Below are 21,487 nucleotides of genomic sequence, written 5' to 3'. Positions count from 1 at the left end.
TGTAATTTACTTACCTTCTATACTGCAGTATCACTTTTATTTTCAATGAGATTATCCACTAACGATGCAGCATACTTTCGTACATCCTGATCTAAAGTGATAACCTCATTAATATTTCTTACATGCTGTGAGACAAATTTTTTCACAGAAGTTTCATTTATTTTATAAATATCTGTAAATTTAATTTTTTCGTTTAAAAATGCATCAACAGCAATTTCATTGGCGGCATTGAGAGCTGTACAAGCTGCTTGGCCATTTTCACATGCGTCTATAGCCAATTTCAAATTAGGGTATTTTTCAAAATCAGGCGCTTGAAAATCAAAAGATCTGATATCAAAGAAGTTTAACGGAGCAACTCCTGAATCAATTCTTTCAGGGTATGATAAAGCATGAGCAATAGGCGTGCGCATATCAGGGTTGCCCATTTGAGCTAATACCGAACCATCTTTATATTGCACCATTGAATGAATCGTACTTTGCGGATGCAAAACAACCTGAATATCGCTAGCTTCAACATTGAATAACCACTTAGCTTCAATAAACTCTAGCCCTTTATTCATCATAGTGGCAGAGTCAACCGATATTTTTCGTCCCATTTCCCAGTTTGGATGAGCACACGCTTGTTCAGGAGTTACCTCACTTAACTTTGAAACTTCCATTGTTCTAAATGGGCCACCTGAGCCAGTAAGTAAAATTTTACTGATACCATTTTCAAGTAGGTTACACTCACCTACTTTAGCTTGCTGGCTTTCTGGCAAGCATTGAAAAATTGCATTGTGTTCACTATCAATAGGTAATAATAACGCGCCTGACTCCTTAACAGCCGACATAAAGATTGCACCAGAGGTAACTAATGCTTCTTTATTGGCAAGTAATACTCTTTTACCTTTCTTAACGGCTGCTAAAGTTGGCATTAAGCCTGAAGCACCGACAATGGCTGCCATGACAGTATCAGAATCAGGTGCTTGAGCAACATCGACTAATGCTTGCTGGCCCGAGTTAACTTTTATACCTGTAATACCTTCATCGAGAAGTCGTTGTTCAAATTGCTGAGCATGTAGTTTTGAAGCGAGAACAACCGTTTTAGGTGAAAACTCGATACATTGTTCAAGTAACTTCTCGATGCTTGAATTGGCTGACAAACTAACAACATTAAATTTGTTAGGATGCAGTCTAACAACATCTAGCGTGCTTTTTCCTATAGACCCAGTTGAGCCTAATATACATAGGTGATGTATCGTCACAATATTACCAACCTAACAAAACATAACATAAGGCGAAAACAGGAGCCGTTGCCGTTAAGCTATCGATTCTATCTAATATTCCACCATGACCAGGTAAGATAGAACCACTGTCTTTCACGCCAGCTTGGCGTTTAAACATACTTTCATTTAAGTCACCTAACACCGAAATAGTAGTGATCAACGCGGTTACGGATAAAGCGATAATATATTGTTGAGTATTCCAATGTAAATTAAAACCAAGTATCGCGATTAAAATGCAAGCACAAACAACACCACCAAGAAATCCTTCGATGGTTTTCCCAGGGCTGACATTAGGCATTAGTTTATGTTTCCCCATAGATTTACCAACAAAATAAGCACCAACATCAGCACTCCAAACCATAAGAAACAATACCATCAGTAGTTGAGCCCCTTGATATGGGTCTGTACTGTATTCATGACTTCTGAGTACCATAAACGATAACCAGGTCGGAACTAACGTCAACCAGCCAAACATGCCTCGAATAGAGCGATGAGCAGACCAAAAACTACTAAAGCGCGGATAACTTGTCATAAGTAGCGCCGATAAAGCCCACCAAGCAACTGCAACCCATAAAATAAGAGCAGCAGGTTGTTCAATAGTATTATCAGCCAGCCAAAGCATTTGAGGAGGGATTAAATACCACACAGATAAGATTAACATTGAGGTAAGCCCAACAAAGAGGGTTCGTTTGCTTAAACTGGTAAAGCCCATTAATGGACCCCACTCCCATGCTCCAATAGCAACAACAGCTAACAATAATAGAGCAAAATAAGTTAACGGGAGATAAAAAATAGCACTAATAGCTGCAGGAGCTAATATCAATGCGGTAATAATTCGTTGTTTTAACAAGTGTTGCCCTTTTAATTATTTCGAGTGATTTATTTTTTTAATTGTCACTTAATTAACATATTAAGGTGTTATTTTCGTGTTTCGTTTGTTAGATAAAATGGTTTAACTTAAGAAACGTTGTTTATTTGATCGCCAGTTTTACCAAACCGACGCTCTCTTTGGTTAAATACAGAGAGTGCTTCTAAAAATTGTTCATCCTTAAAATCAGGCCATAACGTATCAGTAAAATAAAGCTCTGCATAGGCAGCTTGCCATAATAAAAAGTTACTGATTCTATAGTCACCGCCTGTTCGAATCAAAAGATCCAACTCAGGCAATGAAGCTAAACACGTCTGTTGGTTTAACGTTTCTTCAGAAATATCATTTACATCAAGTAGATCTTGTTTTACCTGTTTTGCTAGTTTTTTAGCTGCAGCGGCTATATCCCATCGACCACCGTAATTGGCAGCAATTGAAAGCACCATACCCGTGTTATCAGCGGTAAGCTTTTCTGATTTCTCAATATTTTTTTGTAGCTTGTCAGAAAATCGCTGTGTATCACCTATCACTTGAAAGCGAATATTGTGCTTATGCAATCGCTTAACTTCTTTGGTGAGTACATACATGAATAAATCCATGAGAACACTAACTTCTTTTTCTGGTCTTTGCCAATTTTCACTACTAAAAGCAAAAAGAGTAAGTGCTTGAACGTTTAATTTTCGCGCAGAAGTCACTACAGCTCTAACAGACTCTACACCTGCTTTATGGCCAAAGACACGTCCCTTTCCCTGCTGCTGAGCCCATCGACCATTACCATCCATTATGATAGCAATATGTTTGGGTACTTTATCTACAACCTCTTCATTTACTGCGTCGGTTGATTGGTTGTTATCCAATGAGAATTCCTATATTTTCTGTGCAAGTTTATCGAGTAAAAACTCCCCTTACCTTTTTACTCGATAAAATAAAACAAAACGCCAATCAAGTAGCACTTGAAATGGCGTTATCGTTGTTTTACTGCGAATTAAATTTCCATTAGCTCTGCTTCTTTTTTAGTAAGCAACTCGTCTACTTGCTTAATAAAAACATCGGTGATTTTTTGAATTTCATCTTCAGACTGATGCATTTCATCATCACTAATTTCTTTTTCTTTATTCAGTGATTTTATATCTGAATTAGCATCACGGCGAATATTACGAATCGCAACCTTACCGTTTTCAGCTTCACCACGCACAACTTTAACTAAATCTTTACGACGTTCTTCTGTTAAAGGCGGTAAAGGGATACGAATTAATGTGCCATTTGACTGTGGATTTAATCCTAAATCAGATTTCATAATGGCTTTTTCAACCGCTGAAATCATTCCTTTATCAAAAACGGTAATAGATAAATTACGTGCATCTGGCACTGAAATATTACCTACTTGATTTAATGGCGTATCCATACCGTAATATTCAACAACAATATTATCAAGTAATGAAGCGTGCGCACGACCCGTTCTTACTTTATTTAAGTTATTTTTTAATGCTTCAATGCTCTTGCCCATACGTTCTTGAGCATCTTCTTTTATTTCATCGATCACGTTAACTGTCCTGAAATTAATAGTTTATATAAATGTTAATCGTTACTAATATTTTACTGAGCGTGAGTAATAGTTGTGCCTTCATCGCCGCCCATAATAACTGTTTTTAATGCGCCAGGTTTATTCATATTAAAGACTTTAATTGGCATACTGTGGTCTCTAGCCAATGTAAATGCAGCTAAATCCATTACTTTTAATTCTTTATCAAGCACTTCATCGTAACTTAATTCTGAATACAATTCAGCATTTGGGTTTTTAACTGGATCTTCAGAGTAAATACCATCAACTTTTGTTGCTTTTAAAACCGCATCAGCTTCAATTTCAATGCCTCTTAAGCAAGCAGCTGAATCCGTTGTAAAAAATGGGTTACCTGTACCTGCTGAAAAAATAACAACACGTCCAGATTTTAACAAGCTAATCGCATTAGCCCAGTTATATCTTTCACAAACTCCAGCGAGATCAATCGCCGACATCAAACGAGTATTTACAAAGGCACGATGAAGTGCGTCTCGCATTGCTAACCCGTTCATTACGGTTGCAAGCATACCCATTTGGTCACCTACAACTCGGTTCATACCAGCATCAGCTAAACCTGCACCTCTAAATAAGTTACCGCCACCAATAACAAGGCCTACCTGAATCCCCATTTCTACAAGCTCTTTTATTTCTTGAGCCATACGATCGAGAATTTTTGGGTCAATGCCAAAGCCCTCATTGCCCATAAGTGCTTCACCACTTAATTTAAGAAGAATGCGACGGTAAGTTGGTTTTAAATTGGTGGTCATAGGAGAAACATTCCTTCATTGGTGATTATTATACGGCTAGTTTTCATTTTAAAAGCAATAGCCCAAATAGGGCGCACTTATTTTAATACGTTTAGCGAACTATCGAAAGCAGAAAGTTTAAAAATGATGGCTAATCTACAGATTAAAAAACTATAGATAAAAAAAACGCCTACTTAGTAGGCGTTTTTACATTAACGATAATGCGTTAATTAAGATTTAGCAGCAGCAATTTGAGCTTCAACTTCTGCAGCGAAGTCTTCTTCTTTCTTCTCAATACCTTCACCTACTTCTAAGCGAACAAATGAAGAAACAGTGATGCCTTTCTCTTTTAATACTTCACCAACAGTTTTCTTAGGTTCCATGATGAAAGCTTGACCAGTTAAAGATACTTCACCAGTAAACTTCTTCATACGACCTGTAACCATCTTCTCAGCGATTTCTGCAGGCTTACCTTCGTTCATTGCCATTTCGATTTGAATGCGTTTTTCATTAGCAACAACATCAGCAGGAACGTCATCTGGAGTTAAGAATTCTGGCTTGCTAGCAGCAACGTGCATTGCGATATGCTTAAGTGACTCTACATCACCTTCACCCGCAACAACAACACCAATAGTAGCACCATGCTTGTAAGAAGCTAAAGTAGTACCTTCAACATAAGCTACACGACGTACGTTGATGTTTTCACCAATTTTAGTCACTAATGCAATACGCTCTTCTTCGAACTTAGCTTGTAAGTCTTCGATAGAAAGTTTTTCAGCAACAGCAGCGTCAGCAACTTTGTTAGCAAATGCTAAGAAGTTGTCATCTTTTGCTACGAAGTCAGTTTGACAGTTAACTTCAACTAAAGCGCCATCTTTAATGATGATTTGACCTTCAGCTGCGATATTACCCGCTTTTTTAGCCGCTTTTGCTTGACCGTTTTTGCGCATATTTTCAATCGCAAGATCCATGTCACCGTCAGCTTCTTGTAACGCTTTTTTACAATCCATCATGCCCGCAGCTGTGCGATCACGAAGTTCTTTAACCATTGCAGCAGTAATTGCCATGAGTTAATTCCTCAATTTTCAATTACCCCCATCAATAAAGTATGGGAATAAGTATTAATAAAGAGCCATAAAAGCTTACTTTTGTGTAGCGCTTTTATGGCTAATTTAAAAAACAGTAATTGTCTACAGCTTATTCAGCTTCAACAAAACCGTCTTTTTCAGCTTGAACAACGATGTTTTGCTCACGGCCTTCAACTACTGCATTAGCAGCTGAATCACAGTATAAGGTAACAGCACGAATTGCATCATCGTTACCTGGTACGATGTAATCAACACCGTCTGGGCTTGAGTTAGTATCAACAACAGAAATTACTGGGATACCTAGGTTGTTAGCTTCTTTAATAGCAATGTGTTCGTGATCAGCATCGATGATGAAAAGCGCATCAGGTAAACCACCCATGTTCTTAATTCCACCTAAACTTTTATCAAGTTTTTCCATTTCACGAGTACGCATTAATGCTTCTTTTTTCGTTAATGCTTCAAAAGTACCGTCAGAGCTTTGAGCTTCTAAATCTTTCAAACGCTTGATAGATTGACGAACTGTTTTCCAGTTAGTCAACATACCACCTAACCAACGGTGGTTTACGTAGAATTGGTCACTTTTGATTGCCGCATCTCTGATTGCATCACTTGCAGCACGTTTAGTACCTACAAATAATACTTTACCTTTCTTCGATGAAACATTGTTTAAGAAAGCTAATGCTTCATTGAACATAGGAACAGTTTGTTCAAGGTTAATGATATGAACTTTATCGCGAGCACCAAAAATGTATGATTTCATTTTTGGATTCCAGTAACGGGTTTTGTGACCGAAATGAACACCGGCTTTAAGCATATCGCGCATTGAAACGTTTGGCATGTTTTTTCCTTTAAGGGGTTAAGCGTTCATACACCCAATATACACGACTCTTCTGGCTTGTCAGTCATAGACTAATTCAGCCGAGCACCCCGGTATACCTTATAAAGATGTATGTGAGTTTATATTAGTAATTAAATTAGCCTTTTTGCCAATTTAATCGATTTAGTTAGGCTAAATAGTGCACGAACAATTAAAAACTGACGTTGCTAAAATTTAGCGCGCACTTTATACCATAAGCAACAAATTATAGCCAGTGAAATAAATCAATATTATAGTGGGATAATTTGTTTAGTCGCGTTAAAATTGCTCTATCAATCTCGAAATTCTATTAATTTTACGGCTTTTAACAGCTGATATCAGAACTAAGGTACAAAATGTCCACTGAATTATTCTTTATTTATGACACCCACTGTCCGTGGAGTTATGTTACAACACCACTTATTAATGCGGTTAGTCGTGAGTTACCTCAAGTAAACATCAACCTTTGGCATAACGCCTACTACGATGGTGAAACTTATATTGATGAGAACCAGCTACGTGAAATTAAAAATTTAACTGATAAGACGTTCAGTTCAAGCTACTTAGCCAATATTAGCAATAGTAAAGATGCCACTAGTTGTGCCAACTTAATGGCTTGGGCTGAGAATAAAACACCTCAACAATCTCTTGCTTTATTAAACGCCATTCAAAAAGCGCATTTTGAACAAGGTAACGAGTTAGACACTGCTGACTCTTTTTCAGAGATAATTGAAGAGTTAAAATTATCGCCGCCAACTAAGGTTTTCAGACAAGATAAATTAAGCAAAGATGCAGAAGCCATTGTGCATGAAATATTATCGTTACAAGAAATCATTGCCACACAAGCAATTCCTGCTTTATTGTTAGCGGTCAATGATGAATTGGTTTTATTAAATCATAATTATTATCTTCAGCAACCTGATGCCATTGTTGACGCCATCAAAATTGAGATAGATAAATTAAGCGATTAACTTAACCATACATTTTTTACATACCGTCAAATCAATAAAAAATATATACTGCTTTTATTGATATACCTACAAAATAGAGAAAAAAATGGCCATTACAATTAAAAGCCAAGAAGAAATAGAGAAAATGCGTATTGCTGGCAAACTTGCCGCTGACGTACTAGAAATGATTGCACCACATGTTAAGGCTGGTGTAACCACAGACGAACTAAACACGCTGTGTGCTGAATACACAGAAAAAGTGCAACAAGCTATATCTGCACCACTCAATTATCATAACTTTCCAAAATCAATCTGTACTTCTGTAAACCACGTTGTTTGTCACGGCATACCTAATGATATCCCGCTAGAAGATGGCGATATTATTAATATCGACATTACTGTTATCAAAGATGGTTATCATGGTGATACCAGTAAAATGTTTCTCGTTGGCGAAGTAACACCAGAAGACAAACGTTTATGCCGCATTACCCAAGAAGCACTTTATTTAGCACTTAAAAAAGTAAAGCCTGGTGTAGCATTTGGGGAAATAGGTGCAACCATTCAGAAGTTTATTAAAAAATCAGGGCGTTACTCTATCGTAAAAGAATACTGCGGCCATGGTATTGGAAAAGAATTTCACGAAGAACCGCAAATTGTTCATTATAAAAACAATGATAAAACAAAAATGAAAGAAGGTATGTGTTTTACCATTGAGCCTATGATTAACTTAGGTCGAGCGAATACTATTTTAGATAAAGAAGATAATTGGACGGTTTATACTATTGACGGTAAAAAGTCAGCGCAATGGGAACATACTATAGTAGTGACAAAAACAGGCTGTGAGATTTTAACCCTGCGCCAAGAAGAGACCATAGCTAAAGTGTTGAACAATAGCTAAAACACTATCGAGAATTTTACTAGCAAGCAAAATGTTCATTTCGTAAAAACTTAAATCGTTAAAGGTAATAATTTGATTACACATAATATCGTTCCTGAGCATTTTTTTGACAAATTATCTATAACATCACCGCAATTATCGAGTCGAGAGATATGTGAGTTATCGACAGAGTTTGCTACTTGGCTAAAAGACGCTTTTATTGATAATGATATTAGAGATTTACTCGCTGCTAGAGCTTTTTTTGTTGATGCTATATTACAAAAACTTTGGTGCCAACATCACCTTGATGAATACCAAATTAGCTTAGTCGCGGTAGGTGGTTATGGCCGTGGTGAGTTACACCCGCAATCAGATGTTGATATCTTATTATTAACTCAAAATGATATTGATATTAGCCTTGAAAGCAAAATATCAAATTTTATTACTCAATTGTGGGATATAAAATTAGATATCGGCCACAGTGTCCGTTCAATTAAAGAATGCTTAAAGCAAGCGGTTAAAGATGTGACGGTTGCGACAAACTTGATGGAAATGAGGCAAGTAGCCGGCAATGTTTCATTAACTCAGCAATTATTACCTTTACTCAATGAAGATGTATTCTGGACTTCAGAGAAATTCTTCATTGCTAAATACCAAGAACAAAACAAGCGCCATCAACAATATCGTGGCGCAGCTTATACATTAGAGCCTAATTTAAAAGCTAACCCAGGTGGTCTACGTGACGTACAAACCATCGCTTGGGTAGCCAAAAGACATTTCCAAGCTGACTCTCTTGAAGAGCTAGTTGAACACGGTTACTTATACCCAAATGAGTTATTTGAATTGCTTGAAGCGCAAGATTACTTGTGGCGCATGCGTTTTGCTTTGCATTTTGTCGCTAACCGTAGTGAAAATAGATTACTTTTTGACTATCAAACTGATGTAGCAAAAATGATGGGCTTTGGTGATGAAGGTAAAGCACCTGTTGAACGTATGATGAAGCGCTTCTTCAGAATTATAGCGCGAGTTGCCGAACTTAACACCATGCTATTACAGCACTTTGAACAAGCCATCATTACAAAACCGGAAGAAAAAACAACCACCATAATAAATGATGATTTTGAGCTAGTAGACAAGCTAATTAATACGCGCAACGATCGTATTTTTATGCGCCCTGCAAAAATGATTGAAATGTTTTTGATTATAGCTCAAGAGCCAAGCACTAAAGGAATTCACTCGCACACTTTACGTTTAATGAGAAACGCTCGGCGACGATTGATTTCTGGTTTAATCGATTATGCTGAATGTCGTCGTATTTTTATGGCGATTATTAGGCACCCTAGAGGCTTAGGATTGGCATTTAACTTAATGCATAAACACAGCATTTTAAGCTCTTATCTGCCATTATGGCGAAGTATTGTTGGTCAAATGCAGTTTGACCTGTTTCATGCTTATTCAGTTGATGAACATAGCTATAGAGTCATTAAAAACTTATATCAATTTAGCCTAAAAGAGCATAACCATAAGTTTCCTTTATGCAGTAAAATCGTTCAAAAAATACGTAAACCTGAAGTACTTTATTTAGCAGGTATCTTTCATGATATTGCCAAAGGGCGCGGTGGCGATCACGCCGAACTTGGCGCAATAGATGCCCTCGACTTTTGTTTAGCTCATGGCTTAAATAAACACGATTCAAACATGGTATCATGGCTCGTGGAAAATCATTTGTTAATGTCAGTCACTGCACAACGCCGTGATATTTCTGATGAAAATGTCATAAAAACATTCGGCGAAATTGTTCGAGACGAAGCGCATTTAAATTACCTATATTGCTTAACCGTGGCTGATATGCGTGCAACCAATGAAAGCCTATGGAATGGCTGGAAAGCCAATTTACTTGAAGATCTTTACTTCAATACCTTACGTGCCTTTAGACATGGTTTAGAAAAACCAGTAGAAATTCGTTCTAAAATTCGCGAAAACCAACAACAGGCACGAGATATTTTAAATGAAATATCGATAGATAAAGAAAAAGTTAAAGGTTTATGGGGTGAATTTAGCGTTGATTATTTTTTACGTTATGCACCAGAGCAGATTGCCAGACATAGTCAACACATTATAGACCATGACAGAAGTAACCCTCTGGTACTTATTAGTCCTAAACCTTACCGTGGCGGTACAGAAGTATTTATTTTCACCAAAGAAAAAAGTGACACCTTCGCCCGCACAGTGACTTTTTTAGGTATGAAAAAACTTTCTATCCATGACGCGAAAATTATCACCACGAAAACAGGTTACACAGTAAATACCTTCATTGTTCTCGATGGTAGAGGTAAGCCATTAAAAGAAAATTATCATGTTGAAGAAATATGTAAAGCGCTCGCTGAACGATTAAGCCAAGATGAAGTGTTTGACCAGCCTATTATTTCTCCCTCAAAACACATAAAAGAATTTAGAGTTCCGAGTAAAGTTAATTTCATAAAACTGCATGCTAAAAGTCGGACTATGATCGAAATCATCGCATTAGATAGACCAGGTTTACTGTCAAAAATAGGCCAAATATTTCAGCGTGAAAAAATAAATATACATTCAGCCAAAATAACGACCTTTGGTGAAAAAGCAGATGATGTATTTACCATTTCAACAATTGATGGCAATGCATTAACTCAGCAAGAAAAAGAAGCATTAGCTGAAAAGCTAACACAAGAAATAGATTAAAAATATCACTTAGCACTTTATCAGTATCAACAGGAATAGATTATGAGCACACTAGCGCAACATCCTCTTCAAGCAACCATAGAAAAAGCATTTGAAGACAGAGCAAACATTAGCCCTAAAACCGTAAGTGATAACATTAAGCAAGCTGTTTTAGACGCATTAGCCGCATTAAATGATGGTTCAGCAAGAGTTGCTGAAAAGATAGACGGTCAATGGCATGTTCATCAATGGCTGAAAAAAGCCGTTTTATTGTCATTTAGAATTTGGGATAACGAAGTTATTGATGGCGCTGAAAGCAAATTCTTTGACAAAGTTCCGATGAAGTACAGTGACTATAATCAAGAAATGTTTGAAGCTGACGGTGTTCGTGTTGTGCCTGGAGCAAGTGTTCGTACTGGCAGCTTCATAGGCAAAAATGTCGTGGTAATGCCAAGCTTTGTAAATATTGGAGCCTATGTTGACGAAGGCTGTATGGTTGATGGCTGGGCTACAGTTGGCTCATGCGCACAAATAGGTAAAAATGTTCATTTATCTGGCGGTGTTGGCATTGGTGGAGTTTTAGAGCCCCTTCAAGCAGGCCCAACAATTATTGAAGATAATTGTTTTATTGGCGCGCGCTCTGAGATTGTTGAGGGTGTGGTGGTAGAAGAAGGCTCTGTTATTTCAATGGGAGTTTATATCGGTCAAAGTACTCGCATTTTTGATAGAGAAACAGGTGAAGTACACTACGGCAGAGTACCCGCTGGTTCAGTAGTTGTTCCGGGGAACCTTCCTTCAAAATGTGGTAGCTATAGTTTATACGCTGCAATCATTGTTAAAAAAGTTGATGCAAAAACAAGAGCTAAAGTAGGGATTAATGAATTACTTCGCTCTATAGATGATGAGTAAGGCGACGATACGCTTTTTTAACGTTTCAATTGAATAAAATTCATTTGAGTAACTTTATTATTTTATATTTAAAGTCAACTTTTTACTAAAGGTTGGCTTTTTTATTGAGTTAAACAGCATAAATCGGCGCGCTGAAATTTTGACACTCCACCCTATGAGTTAAATATTTCGATGAGAAAACGACATTAACCTAAGTTAACTCGTGTAAATACAAAATTTTTATATTTTCATTTTTTCTCTATTTTACTTAACGTTACAGTGTGTAATTTTAGACCTTTTTACTAAAGATCATTGTAAATGATACTTTGGCACGACACTTGCCACTTTACAGATAATTATTTAATCCGCTTGAGTATTTTTAATAAGCGATAATTATCAGGCCATGTCATGAAAGTATTAAAATCTGTTGTTGTTATCTTAATTAGTACGTTAGTGTGTGCTTGTGGCTCAACCTCGAAACATTCACTAAACACTGACGTAAATACAGAACTCAAAAGTGGCTATTATCAAAGTCAATTTTCTCATAACAGCTTTTCATTAAGTAATCACAAGACCAATAAGAAATCAAATACCTCTGACCATCACTTAATGCTATCGTTACTCAATAGACCAATAACAGAAGATAGAAAAATGATGCTCGCTTTTGCTAAACAAAGAGCTAGATATTTACCAGTTCAATTAGCTCAAGGCATTCAAATTAAAGGTGACGTTAAACAAGATTCAAACGGTACTAATGAACCCCCTTATACCGTTCTTATTGCTCAAGATTCAAATGCAATTAATATCATAGCTCCTAACTAATCAATTCAACTTCATTAACTAATCGCGTATTGTCTAATGGCTTATCAAGTTTTGTTTAAACACCAAAGTTATAACTATTGAAATACTACCTTCGACTAAAAGCTACAACTGCCAATTAAGTAGTTTAAATACTGATTGCCATTGCTCATCAAAATCAACTTCAATGTTAATTTCCTTCCCTGTTATCGGGTGCATAAACTGTAATGATTTTGCGATCAACATCAGCCTTTTAAAACCAAAATGCTCAATAAAAAAAGGGTTTTGTTTATTATCACCATAATTTATATCGCCAATAATAGGATGGCGTAGATGCGCTAAGTGTCGACGCAATTGATGCCGTCTCCCCGTCACTGGTGTAAGTTGCACTAAAGAATACCTAACTGAATCATATTTTCCAACGGCGACGGGCAATGTTGCCTGTTTAATAACGCGATAGTAGCTTTTAGCCTGCTGAGCTTCTTTTTTTTGACTGACAAATTTATCGCCCAGCTTATCAAGTTTCTCTTTAAGGGGGTGATCTATCACCCCTTCATCAATTATTATGCCCTGCTCCTCTTTTACAATTAAATGCCCTCTTATTAACGCATAGTAAGTTTTCGTCATTAATAGCTCATCACTTTCACGATCTTTACTTTGCTCTAGTGCCAATGCCTGAGCTTTATTAGCAAATGCGTCACTTAACTGTTGTGCGACTTCTTTTGTTAAAGCAAACAATAAAACACCAGATGTTGGTCGGTCTAAGCGATGAACAGGATACACGTACTGCCCTATTTGATCTCTAACGAGTTGTACAGCAAAGTAGATTTCTTCTTTATCCATAAAACTTCTATGGACGAATAAACCAGCGGGTTTATCAACGGCGACAAGGTATTCATCTTGATATAAAATAGTTAATATGGGCTTTTCATCTTGACTACTTAACCCCTCACATTGATGAGGTATAGCAGTCAATTCTTTATTTTCAATTGAGGACATAAACTTGATTACACAGATGTAAATGTTGAAGTTAGGCTGACAGTAAACCTTCTATCTTAAAAAGTATACTCAATAATTCTTCAGTTTTAATGAACGAGCGTTTAATACTTCTTCGGCGGTTGGCGTTAATGAAATCTAAAAAGGTAAAGGCTGATTTATCAAAATAAGGTTTTTCATTTTCTCAATGAGTACAAATTGAAGCTACTGCTAAAAAGCTAATACGTCAAACGCTAATATGTCTAAATCCAAAGATACAGAACTCGCCAATGCATCAGTTGAAGGCGTTTTTTCTTGCTATAAATTTTTTGCTTTTAATTGCTCGGTTAATTTATCACGTAAAACCAAGGTTTGTTGCTCTTTAGTAACTGTCATACCCTGACTAAATTATTGCTAGGTTAATGCCATTATTATCTCTATAATACCGCAGACAAAGAATGTTAACTTGGCACAATATCTACCCCATTATTTTTCTTGAAGAACATCTAAAGCGTTTATGACTACTATTGATACTATATCTCACCTATTACAATTATCAGATTCACAATATCGACTTTTCGATATGGGAAGGAAAGTTGAAAAGATATCCAAAGAACTCTTTGAGAAGGTTGAATTAAATCAAATACCTTATCCAACACCATCTCAAGGGCATGCTTTTATTGCTATTGCATTTTGGCAAAAAAAATCTCCTGAGCCTTATTTATGGTTAGTAAAGTTACCGCTTGATGAGCGAAGGTTGCTTAATCAAGGTGCTAGAAATCATTTTATTGCGATAATCGTTGAGGCACTAGGTTCAGATTTAACAAAAGATCCAACAGAGCAACAAGAAGAGTTATTAAAGAACAACCCCTATTTATTTACGCCTGCTCAATATAAATTAGCCAGTTTAAATAGCAAAATAAAAGTAGAATTGAAACAAACGGCAAGTGAGTACTTATCACCCTTTATAGAGTATTTGACTACAAAGAGTAACTGGCAAAACTGGCAGGGAGTTGGTGTTCAAGGTATTACAGATTTTGCCGCTAGAATAAGCCATAAAAATCACAGTGATATACTAGTAAGGGCACTGCCATATTTACCTGAAGAAGTATTGTTTCCGTTGTGTGGCGCATTAGAAAATGAAACTTTTGATTTAAGCTTAATTGAAGCATTAATTATACAGTTTAAAGCATCACTGCAATCATCGAACAAAAACAACCAATTTCCACAACATTTGCTAAGAGCACTTTCTGCAAACAGTGGGCATATCCGAGTTAAAACGTTAATAACAGAATTGCTACAACAAGATACTATCTCTGCCGAATTATTAATTACGCTATCGGGACGTTGTTGGCTCTCTTTGTCAGACACTGAAACCTTGATGGCTTTCTTTGAGCATTTAGTCTTAATAAAAGATACACCATTATTTAATAGTATTTTTAAAGACCTTGTTGCAATTCCAGCGACTAGACCTATCGTTTTTCAATGTATGAGAGCAGAAAGTCGTTCAAATGAGTTAGCACAAGCCATTGGTAACTTATTCAATCAAGTGTAATTATCTATAAATTAAAAAGTCACATAACCTATGGAAAATATATATTACTTATTAGTGTTTTTTTTATTCTGCTGGTACTTTGCTTATTTAAGAAAAGTTTCTGAAGCAGGTAGGCGTCATGCGAGTAACTATTGTAAAGACTCCGGTTTACAATTTATCGCCTTAGCTAGAAAGTCAACACGATTAACTTTCACAAAAAAACATGGATTGATATTTAAAAGCATCTTTGATGTCGAGTTTAGTGGCGATGGAGAGTCATCAAGTCAAGGTGAACTCTATTTAGTCGATTTAAAGCTCGATAAAGTCGTATTACCCGCTTATAAAATATAAATACCGCAGAGTTCACCATTGATTTGTGTGAAAGTGAAAATTACTATATCAACAATAACGAAATATCATTACTGGAGTATTCGTGCAGTTTTTTCAATCTATCATGTGTTTAAAGGGTTTAGATAACCGTAATAGGTTTTCCGCTATCGCTTTTAGTACGTTGATTAGCTTTTTATTATTAGCCAATATGTTTAACGAACATTTCGCAGTCAACTTAGTTATTCTTGTAGTAACAAGTAGCATCTTAACAATGAGTACGATAAGACGATTAAATGACGCGAAACTAAGCTCAAACTGGCAATACATCCCTGGGGTAATATTTTTTATTTCTGGGATAATTATTTTATTATTGAATAATTCATTAAGTTTTTGGTTACTATTATTACCCGCCCTACCATGTGCTTTATTACTCACTTACCCTAGCAAACATAAAAGCAAACAGTATATCTTTGGTTATGCTGGTCCAGTTGATTTGTCAGCATACAAAGAATCCCAATTTAATAGCCACCGCGCCAGTCAACGAATAGAGCCCACTTTAGCTGGGGGGACTACAGAACAACATCATCAAGCAATAGATATCCATACTCATACTTCAACTGAACGTTTGGGCGATATAAATGAAGACGCTAATACCAATCAGTTTGATCTTGGCGAATTAATCAGAATTAAATTTTTACAAAATAAAAACCTACAAAAGGGTTTGCTTATTTCTATTCTGGTTTTCATTGTTTATGTCTTACTAGATAGTTTTCTTTTATCAAACACAGATGAAGTAGTTAGTAACCAACTAGCAATAGATAAATCAACACCGCTTAACACGACTAAACAGCAGCTTTTTTCGAGTAATGAATTAGAATACCCTCTCGCTATGCCTGATAACTTTAATTTGTACCAATCAACGTTTAAAGGCATCACCGTTCATTGGCAAGCTGATGAAGAAAGTAATGGCACTTTATGGGCATTGGCTACCGCAGAAGGTGATAATAGTTGTAAAACCATTAGCTTTAATAAAGGTGCACCTATTAGAACGATTAAGGTAGTTGTTGAAAATTCTATTGATTATTACGCATACTTTTCTCCACTTGACTCAAAAGAGTTAGTGAAAGCATTGGCAGATAGAGGTAGCTTTTCTCTGTGTGGTTATAAGTTCTCTTTAAAGGGAAGTCAGGCTGCCCTTGGGAAAAATAACGCCTATGCTAGTTTCATTAACTAATATTTAACAATGCCAATTAAATAGCGTTTAAATTTCGCTTTGAATAAATGTTAAAACTAAACTTTTGGTATTTTAGTAAACTAGGCATTTTAGAAAACTGAAGAATAAGTGCTGAAAATAAAAAAAATAGGATGCTATGCATCCTATTAAATAATCCAAACTGGTTTCAGATTTTATTATCTTCCTAACAATTTACCTTGGAAAAGATATTCCTGACTTAAATAACTCAGCATAAATACTTTTCATCGCAATAGTGTTTTCAGTCAGCGAATCATTCCACTTACTTTTCTTATCAAAACCTAATTCACTAATGTTAAAGTAATGATCTGCCGTTAAGCCACTGGCATCAAGACAAGATTTAGTGCACCCTAAATCACAGCCATCAATAGCAATAATAGCTCGGCCAGACTTTGCTAACTCAAGTATTGGTGGAACCTTACCTATTACGCCAGAGATACACGACATCTCTGCAATGCCATCTCCGTCTAGATTAAGTGATATATTATGAGCCATTTGAGCCAAGTTAGAACAGCCCGAACAAGAATAAACTAATGGTTTATTCTTTTTGTCGCTGCTAACTGATTTTCTGATATCTATAATATTTTCCACAAGATGCTGCTCTCAATTCAGGTATTAATAATAATTAAATACATTTATCAAATCTAATTCGTAGCAGTATATCAACGAATAATAGTATCGGATTGATTTGGATCAATCAGGATAACAATACCCCTAAAAAATTTCAGGTTATTTTCATTAACTGATGGATGTGAGCAAAACAATGCTTTTTACCAATGGCCCTAGGCCATGTTGACCTTGTTGGAGTTTTCAGCAATACGCTATCTTTATCAATAGCAAAGCAGTATGAGCGCAGTTTGGTTGTTCAAAATAAGTAAATACTAATGCAGCTAATATTAAAAATAGATATTACCCGTAGGGCTGAGATTAAAATTAATGTATTCTACGTTAAAAGCAGCTGCTTTAGCTGGCTAAACTACGTAACCTTTAGTTTATGATTAAAGGGGTTTAATTTCTCAGCTGAATACATTAAATAAAGAAGAATACGCCCTAATAGTTAAAAGTAATAGCAATAAACTATCTCGAACTAATTAAATTATAATAAAAAAGCCCATACTTCGCACAGTATGGGCTTTGCAGAAAATACAGGTAAAGTTAGCTATTTAGTTAATTTAGAAAGATTTCTTATTGAGGCGACATAGCAGATAAACATAATAAGGAAACCTACTAACAATAAACTTTCATTTACTTTGAAGTACTCTCCAGCTAAGCCAATTGATGACATAAACGTTGATGCAATTGAAATAACAATCAAGGTTTGCTTTGCACTCAACCCTGCTCTTTGTAATAAGTGATGCAAATGGTCTCTATCAGGCTTAAACGGCGATTTCCCGTTTTTATATCGGCGTACCACGATAGCTAACATATCCATTAACGGAATAGCACAAATCCATAGTGCTGTAACGGGCCTAAAGGACGCTTGCTCGCCTTGAGTACCCATCGTTAATAGCCATATAACACTCAGCCCTATGAACATGCTACCAGCATCACCCATGAAGATCTTTTTAGAGTTTTGTTTAAAAACACCTAAATTAAACATTAAATAAGGCAAGGTTGCTGTGGCTAAGATTAATGGGTAACTTAAATAATCGGTTTGACCACTCATCAAAAATAATAGCGCGATAGAGACAAAGGTATTTATGCTTAAGCTACCAATGAGGCCATCAATGCCATCAATCATATTGTAAGCATTAATCACTACGATAATAGATAGGTAGGTGAAAATAATTCCAAACGGCCCTAGGTTAATATTACCTAGTTGAAATAAATTACCCAAATTTTCAATATAGCCACCGACCCCATAGATCATCAAACTAGCAATAATTATTTGACCGACAATTCGTACCCGTACTCTTAAATCAAACTTATCATCAAGCGCACCAATAAATACCATCATCGCTGAAGCAATGAGGTACATACGTAACTCAAGGGTATTGGGTAACCATAATAAACTTGCAGCAAGCACTGCTAGAAAAATAGAAATACCACCAATTAAAGGAATATTTCCATCATGTAATTTGCGAGCACTTGGTTTATCAACTAACCCAACTTCTATTGCTACTGGCTTGAAAAATTTAATGGCAAAAAAAGCAAAACAAAAAGTGGTAAGTATAGTAGCGAAAATATACATCAATCATCCAAGTATTTATGGTTTATGTTATCTAACATAAGTGGAGTATCTGCTCTAAAAAAAGCAAATTGAACGCTATTATAAGCGAATAGAGTCAAAAGTAAATGCTATCTAATAGTTCAACAGCAAAAACATACACTTTTAATACACTTTAAACATTAATTAGACCTAATCATTCTTATTAGTAATAAATAACATTAGTAAAAACTAATTTTCAATTAACTCTAGGCTATTTTTTAATAAAATCAATATACCATGGCATGGCTTTATTAATACCCTGTTCTATTTTATATTCAGGCTCATACCCCAATAATAATTTACCCTTTGAAATATCAGCTTGAGAATGACGCACATCTCCTGCTCTAAACTCTCTATATTTAGGGGCTTGTTGATAATTAATGTTATTTTCAGCAAGGGCTTTTTTTAACGAATCATGCAACGCATTCAAACTAGTTCTATCGCCTAGTGCAACGTTATAAACATTGTTTTTTGCCTTAACATCAGATATTGCCGCTAAAATATTAGCTTGAACGGCATTCTCAATGAAACAAAAATCTCTACTAGTTTCACCATCACCATTAATAAATACATCATCATTATTGAGCATTGCTGCAGTCCATTTTGGTATAACTGCGGCATAGGCCCCTTCTGGGTCTTGCCTTTTACCAAAAACATTAAAATATCTAAGACCGATACTATTAAGTCCATATGTCTTAAAAAAAACATCTGCATAGAGCTCATTAACATACTTGGTCACGGCATAAGGCGATAACGGTTTACCAATATTTTCTTCAATTTTAGGTAATGCGGGGTGATCGCCATATGTCGAACTTGATGCTGCATAGACAAAAGTATCGACCCCTTCATCTTTTGCTGCCGTTAGCATATTAACAAAACCCGTAATATTACTAGCATTTGTTGTGATTGGATCGGCAATAGATCTTGGTACAGAGCCAAGTGCCGCTTGATGAAGGACAAAATCAACATCTTTAACGGCCAAAATACAATCTTGCAACTCTCTAATGTCACCTTTAATAAAGGTAAAATTTTGCCATTGCTCATAAGAAACTAATGAATTCACTTCATCTAAATTATGTTGATGACCTGTAGAAAAGTTATCAAGTCCAACAACTTTTTGATTTAGTAAAAGTAACGTTTCTATTAAGTTAGAGCCAATAAAACCTGCACAACCTGTAACTAACCAGGTTTTTGGTTTTGATAATAATTGCTGCTTTACTATTTGGTAACGAGACATCAAACATCCTTTTAATAATTTTTTAAGAGTGATTATTTTTAGTTAAGCTAATATAACTTAAAGTCTAATATCAGCAATAGAAGGCGGTAACATATATTTTAAATCATAAATAACATGCTGAGCTTTTAAAGTTTTCTTAATATCTTGCTCAGACATAGATTTAAATTGTTCATGTGCGACCGCAAAAATAACAGCATCATAATGATTTTCTTTTGGTTCAATCACCATATCGACATCATATTCAGCTTTTGCTTCATCAATAGATACCCAAGGATCATATACATCAACATTAACCTCGTATTCGGTCAACTCAGAAATAACATCAACAATTTTAGTGTTTCTAATATCGGGGCAATTCTCTTTAAATGTTAATCCCATCAATAATACATTAGCACCACTTACCGGTAACTTTGACTTCAGCATTTTTTTAATCAGTTGCGAGACAACATATTCAGCCATTCCATCATTGATGCGCCTACCGGCAAGAATTACTTCTGGGTTATATCCTATCGCCTGCGCTTTATGGGTAAGATAATAAGGATCGACACCAATACAATGCCCACCTACAAGACCTGGCCTAAAAGGTAAGAAGTTCCATTTTGTTCCTGCCGCTTTTAATACTTCTTCCGTGTCGATATCAAGCTTATCAAAAATAACCGCAAGTTCATTAATTAATGCAATATTTAAGTCACGTTGTGTGTTTTCAATAACCTTAGCAGCTTCGGCAACTTTAATAGATGAAGCCTGATAAGTACCTGCCGTTATTATTGAGCCATATAAAGCATCGATGAAATTTGCAACATCACTCGTCGAGCCAGATGTGACTTTCAAAATATTAGTCACTCGATGTTCTTTATCGCCAGGATTTATTCGCTCAGGACTATACCCAGCATAAAAGTCCTTATTAAAGAGCATATTTGCATTTTGCTCAATGACCGGAATACAAACTTCTTCAGTGGCTCCTGGATATACTGTGGATTCATATATCACGATATCATCTTTAGAGATAACCTTTGCAAGCAATTCACTGGCTTTAATTAAAGGGGTTAAATCAGGCTGTTTATGTTCATCAATAGGTGTTGGTACGGTGACAATATAAACATTACATTGTTTTAATTGTTCTACATCATTTGAGTAAATCAATTTCGAAGCTTGAGTTAATTCCTCGTCTGAAACTTCTAACGTTGAATCATGCCCTTTTACTAAGTCAGCTATTCTTTTACTATTAATATCAAAGCCTAAAGTTGAGTATTTTTTCCCAAACTCAACGGCTAAAGGTAAACCAACATACCCTAACCCAATGATGGCAATTTTAATTTTATCTTTACTTATCACAGCGTTTCTTTCCATAAAAAT

20 protein-coding genes are annotated in these 21,487 nt (G+C 35.8%); 8 read left to right on the top strand and 12 right to left on the bottom strand.

The window, feature by feature from the left end; all coding sequences use genetic code 11:
- Nucleotides 1–17: 17 nt before the first annotated feature.
- The 7 genes from ispC to rpsB all read right to left on the bottom strand — a co-directional run bounded on the left by ispC (nt 18) and on the right by rpsB (nt 6,366).
- Entirely contained in the window at nt 18–1,244 is a 1,227-nt protein-coding gene (gene ispC / locus D1094_RS10285; protein ID WP_118960022.1) for a 1-deoxy-D-xylulose-5-phosphate reductoisomerase, read from the bottom strand.
- Nucleotides 1,245–1,248: 4 nt separating this feature from the next.
- The gene (locus D1094_RS10280) at nt 1,249–2,115 is read right to left on the bottom strand and encodes a phosphatidate cytidylyltransferase (protein WP_118960021.1); all 867 of its coding nucleotides are present in this window, start codon (nt 2,113–2,115) and stop codon (nt 1,249–1,251) included.
- 107 nt (nt 2,116–2,222) lie between these two features.
- On the bottom strand, nt 2,223–2,990 hold the full coding sequence (locus D1094_RS10275; RefSeq protein WP_118960020.1) for an isoprenyl transferase: 768 nt from the start codon (nt 2,988–2,990) through the stop codon (nt 2,223–2,225).
- Nucleotides 2,991–3,118: 128 nt separating this feature from the next.
- On the bottom strand, nt 3,119–3,676 hold the full coding sequence (gene frr / locus D1094_RS10270; RefSeq protein ID WP_118960019.1) for a ribosome recycling factor: 558 nt from the start codon (nt 3,674–3,676) through the stop codon (nt 3,119–3,121).
- Nucleotides 3,677–3,729: 53 nt separating this feature from the next.
- Entirely contained in the window at nt 3,730–4,461 is a 732-nt protein-coding gene (gene pyrH / locus D1094_RS10265; protein ID WP_118960018.1) for a UMP kinase, read from the bottom strand.
- A gap of 209 nt (nt 4,462–4,670) precedes the next feature.
- Nucleotides 4,671–5,507, bottom strand: coding sequence for a translation elongation factor Ts (gene tsf, locus D1094_RS10260; protein WP_118960017.1), 837 nt, complete (start codon nt 5,505–5,507; stop codon nt 4,671–4,673).
- Nucleotides 5,508–5,637: 130 nt separating this feature from the next.
- Nucleotides 5,638–6,366, bottom strand: coding sequence for a 30S ribosomal protein S2 (gene rpsB / locus D1094_RS10255; RefSeq protein ID WP_118960016.1), 729 nt, complete (start codon nt 6,364–6,366; stop codon nt 5,638–5,640).
- Nucleotides 6,367–6,740: 374 nt separating this feature from the next.
- Between rpsB and D1094_RS10250 the strand changes: the two genes are divergently transcribed.
- The 5 genes from D1094_RS10250 (at nt 6,741) to D1094_RS10230 (ending at nt 12,618) form a co-directional block, all read left to right on the top strand.
- Nucleotides 6,741–7,355, top strand: coding sequence for a hypothetical protein (locus D1094_RS10250; protein WP_118960015.1), 615 nt, complete (start codon nt 6,741–6,743; stop codon nt 7,353–7,355).
- Between the two features lie 85 nt (nt 7,356–7,440).
- Entirely contained in the window at nt 7,441–8,232 is a 792-nt protein-coding gene (gene map / locus D1094_RS10245) for a type I methionyl aminopeptidase (RefSeq protein ID WP_118960014.1), read from the top strand.
- Nucleotides 8,233–8,304: 72 nt separating this feature from the next.
- Nucleotides 8,305–10,929: a [protein-PII] uridylyltransferase gene (gene glnD / locus D1094_RS10240; RefSeq protein ID WP_259337903.1), complete on the top strand. Its 2,625-nt coding sequence runs from the start codon at nt 8,305–8,307 to the stop codon at nt 10,927–10,929.
- 42 nt (nt 10,930–10,971) lie between these two features.
- Entirely contained in the window at nt 10,972–11,817 is an 846-nt protein-coding gene (dapD, locus tag D1094_RS10235) for a 2,3,4,5-tetrahydropyridine-2,6-dicarboxylate N-succinyltransferase (protein ID WP_118960012.1), read from the top strand.
- Between the two features lie 387 nt (nt 11,818–12,204).
- Entirely contained in the window at nt 12,205–12,618 is a 414-nt protein-coding gene (locus D1094_RS10230; RefSeq protein WP_118960011.1) for a hypothetical protein, read from the top strand.
- 102 nt (nt 12,619–12,720) lie between these two features.
- Here D1094_RS10230 and D1094_RS10225 read toward each other — a convergent pair whose 3' ends face one another.
- A complete protein-coding gene (locus D1094_RS10225) occupies nt 12,721–13,515 on the bottom strand; it encodes a tRNA pseudouridine(65) synthase TruC (RefSeq protein ID WP_404851478.1) in 795 nt (264 codons plus the stop codon).
- Between the two features lie 571 nt (nt 13,516–14,086).
- Between D1094_RS10225 and D1094_RS10220 the strand changes: the two genes are divergently transcribed.
- From D1094_RS10220 to D1094_RS10210, 3 genes are all read left to right on the top strand, one after another.
- Nucleotides 14,087–15,124: a DUF3549 family protein gene (locus D1094_RS10220; RefSeq protein WP_118960009.1), complete on the top strand. Its 1,038-nt coding sequence runs from the start codon at nt 14,087–14,089 to the stop codon at nt 15,122–15,124.
- 30 nt (nt 15,125–15,154) lie between these two features.
- Nucleotides 15,155–15,454: a DUF3301 domain-containing protein gene (locus tag D1094_RS10215; RefSeq protein ID WP_118960008.1), complete on the top strand. Its 300-nt coding sequence runs from the start codon at nt 15,155–15,157 to the stop codon at nt 15,452–15,454.
- 82 nt (nt 15,455–15,536) lie between these two features.
- Nucleotides 15,537–16,667, top strand: a complete 1,131-nt coding sequence (locus D1094_RS10210; RefSeq protein WP_118960007.1) for a DUF805 domain-containing protein — start codon at nt 15,537–15,539, stop codon at nt 16,665–16,667.
- Between the two features lie 192 nt (nt 16,668–16,859).
- Here D1094_RS10210 and D1094_RS10205 read toward each other — a convergent pair whose 3' ends face one another.
- The 4 genes from D1094_RS10205 to tviB all read right to left on the bottom strand — a co-directional run bounded on the left by D1094_RS10205 (nt 16,860) and on the right by tviB (nt 21,481).
- The gene (locus D1094_RS10205) at nt 16,860–17,276 is read right to left on the bottom strand and encodes a putative zinc-binding protein (protein WP_220452543.1); all 417 of its coding nucleotides are present in this window, start codon (nt 17,274–17,276) and stop codon (nt 16,860–16,862) included.
- A gap of 568 nt (nt 17,277–17,844) precedes the next feature.
- Nucleotides 17,845–18,876 (bottom strand): UDP-N-acetylglucosamine--undecaprenyl-phosphate N-acetylglucosaminephosphotransferase, encoded by a 1,032-nt coding sequence (gene wecA / locus D1094_RS10200; protein WP_118960006.1) that lies wholly within the window; start codon nt 18,874–18,876, stop codon nt 17,845–17,847.
- Between the two features lie 229 nt (nt 18,877–19,105).
- Complete coding sequence (locus tag D1094_RS10195; protein ID WP_118960005.1) at nt 19,106–20,131, bottom strand: NAD-dependent epimerase/dehydratase family protein; 1,026 nt, start codon at nt 20,129–20,131, stop codon at nt 19,106–19,108.
- Nucleotides 20,132–20,188: 57 nt separating this feature from the next.
- Nucleotides 20,189–21,481 carry a Vi polysaccharide biosynthesis UDP-N-acetylglucosamine C-6 dehydrogenase TviB gene (gene tviB, locus D1094_RS10190; protein WP_118960004.1) on the bottom strand — a complete coding sequence of 431 codons (1,293 nt, stop codon included), beginning with the start codon at nt 21,479–21,481 and terminating at the stop codon, nt 20,189–20,191.
- Nucleotides 21,482–21,487 lie beyond the last annotated feature (6 nt).

Origin of the sequence: Colwellia sp. RSH04 (assembly GCF_003545765.1) — a bacterium.
GTDB lineage: Bacteria > Pseudomonadota > Gammaproteobacteria > Enterobacterales > Alteromonadaceae > Colwellia.
Note: the sequence above shows the minus strand (reverse complement) of the source record. Positions and strands in the feature narration are given on the sequence as shown.

Bases quoted from the DNA above. Each gene is read 5' to 3' on its own strand.
- pyrH (WP_118960018.1), bottom strand. From the start codon at position 4,461: ATGACCACCAATTTAAAACCAACTTACCGTCGCATTCTTCTTAAATTA.
- tsf (WP_118960017.1), bottom strand. From the start codon at position 5,507: ATGGCAATTACTGCTGCAATGGTTAAAGAACTTCGTGATCGCACAGCT.
- rpsB (WP_118960016.1), bottom strand. From the start codon at position 6,366: ATGCCAAACGTTTCAATGCGCGATATGCTTAAAGCCGGTGTTCATTTC.
- D1094_RS10250 (WP_118960015.1), top strand. From the start codon at position 6,741: ATGTCCACTGAATTATTCTTTATTTATGACACCCACTGTCCGTGGAGT.
- map (WP_118960014.1), top strand. From the start codon at position 7,441: ATGGCCATTACAATTAAAAGCCAAGAAGAAATAGAGAAAATGCGTATT.
- dapD (WP_118960012.1), top strand. From the start codon at position 10,972: ATGAGCACACTAGCGCAACATCCTCTTCAAGCAACCATAGAAAAAGCA.
- D1094_RS10230 (WP_118960011.1), top strand. From the start codon at position 12,205: ATGAAAGTATTAAAATCTGTTGTTGTTATCTTAATTAGTACGTTAGTG.
- D1094_RS10220 (WP_118960009.1), top strand. From the start codon at position 14,087: ATGACTACTATTGATACTATATCTCACCTATTACAATTATCAGATTCA.
- D1094_RS10215 (WP_118960008.1), top strand. From the start codon at position 15,155: ATGGAAAATATATATTACTTATTAGTGTTTTTTTTATTCTGCTGGTAC.
- wecA (WP_118960006.1), bottom strand. From the start codon at position 18,876: ATGTATATTTTCGCTACTATACTTACCACTTTTTGTTTTGCTTTTTTT.
- D1094_RS10195 (WP_118960005.1), bottom strand. From the start codon at position 20,131: ATGTCTCGTTACCAAATAGTAAAGCAGCAATTATTATCAAAACCAAAA.
- tviB (WP_118960004.1), bottom strand. From the start codon at position 21,481: ATGGAAAGAAACGCTGTGATAAGTAAAGATAAAATTAAAATTGCCATC.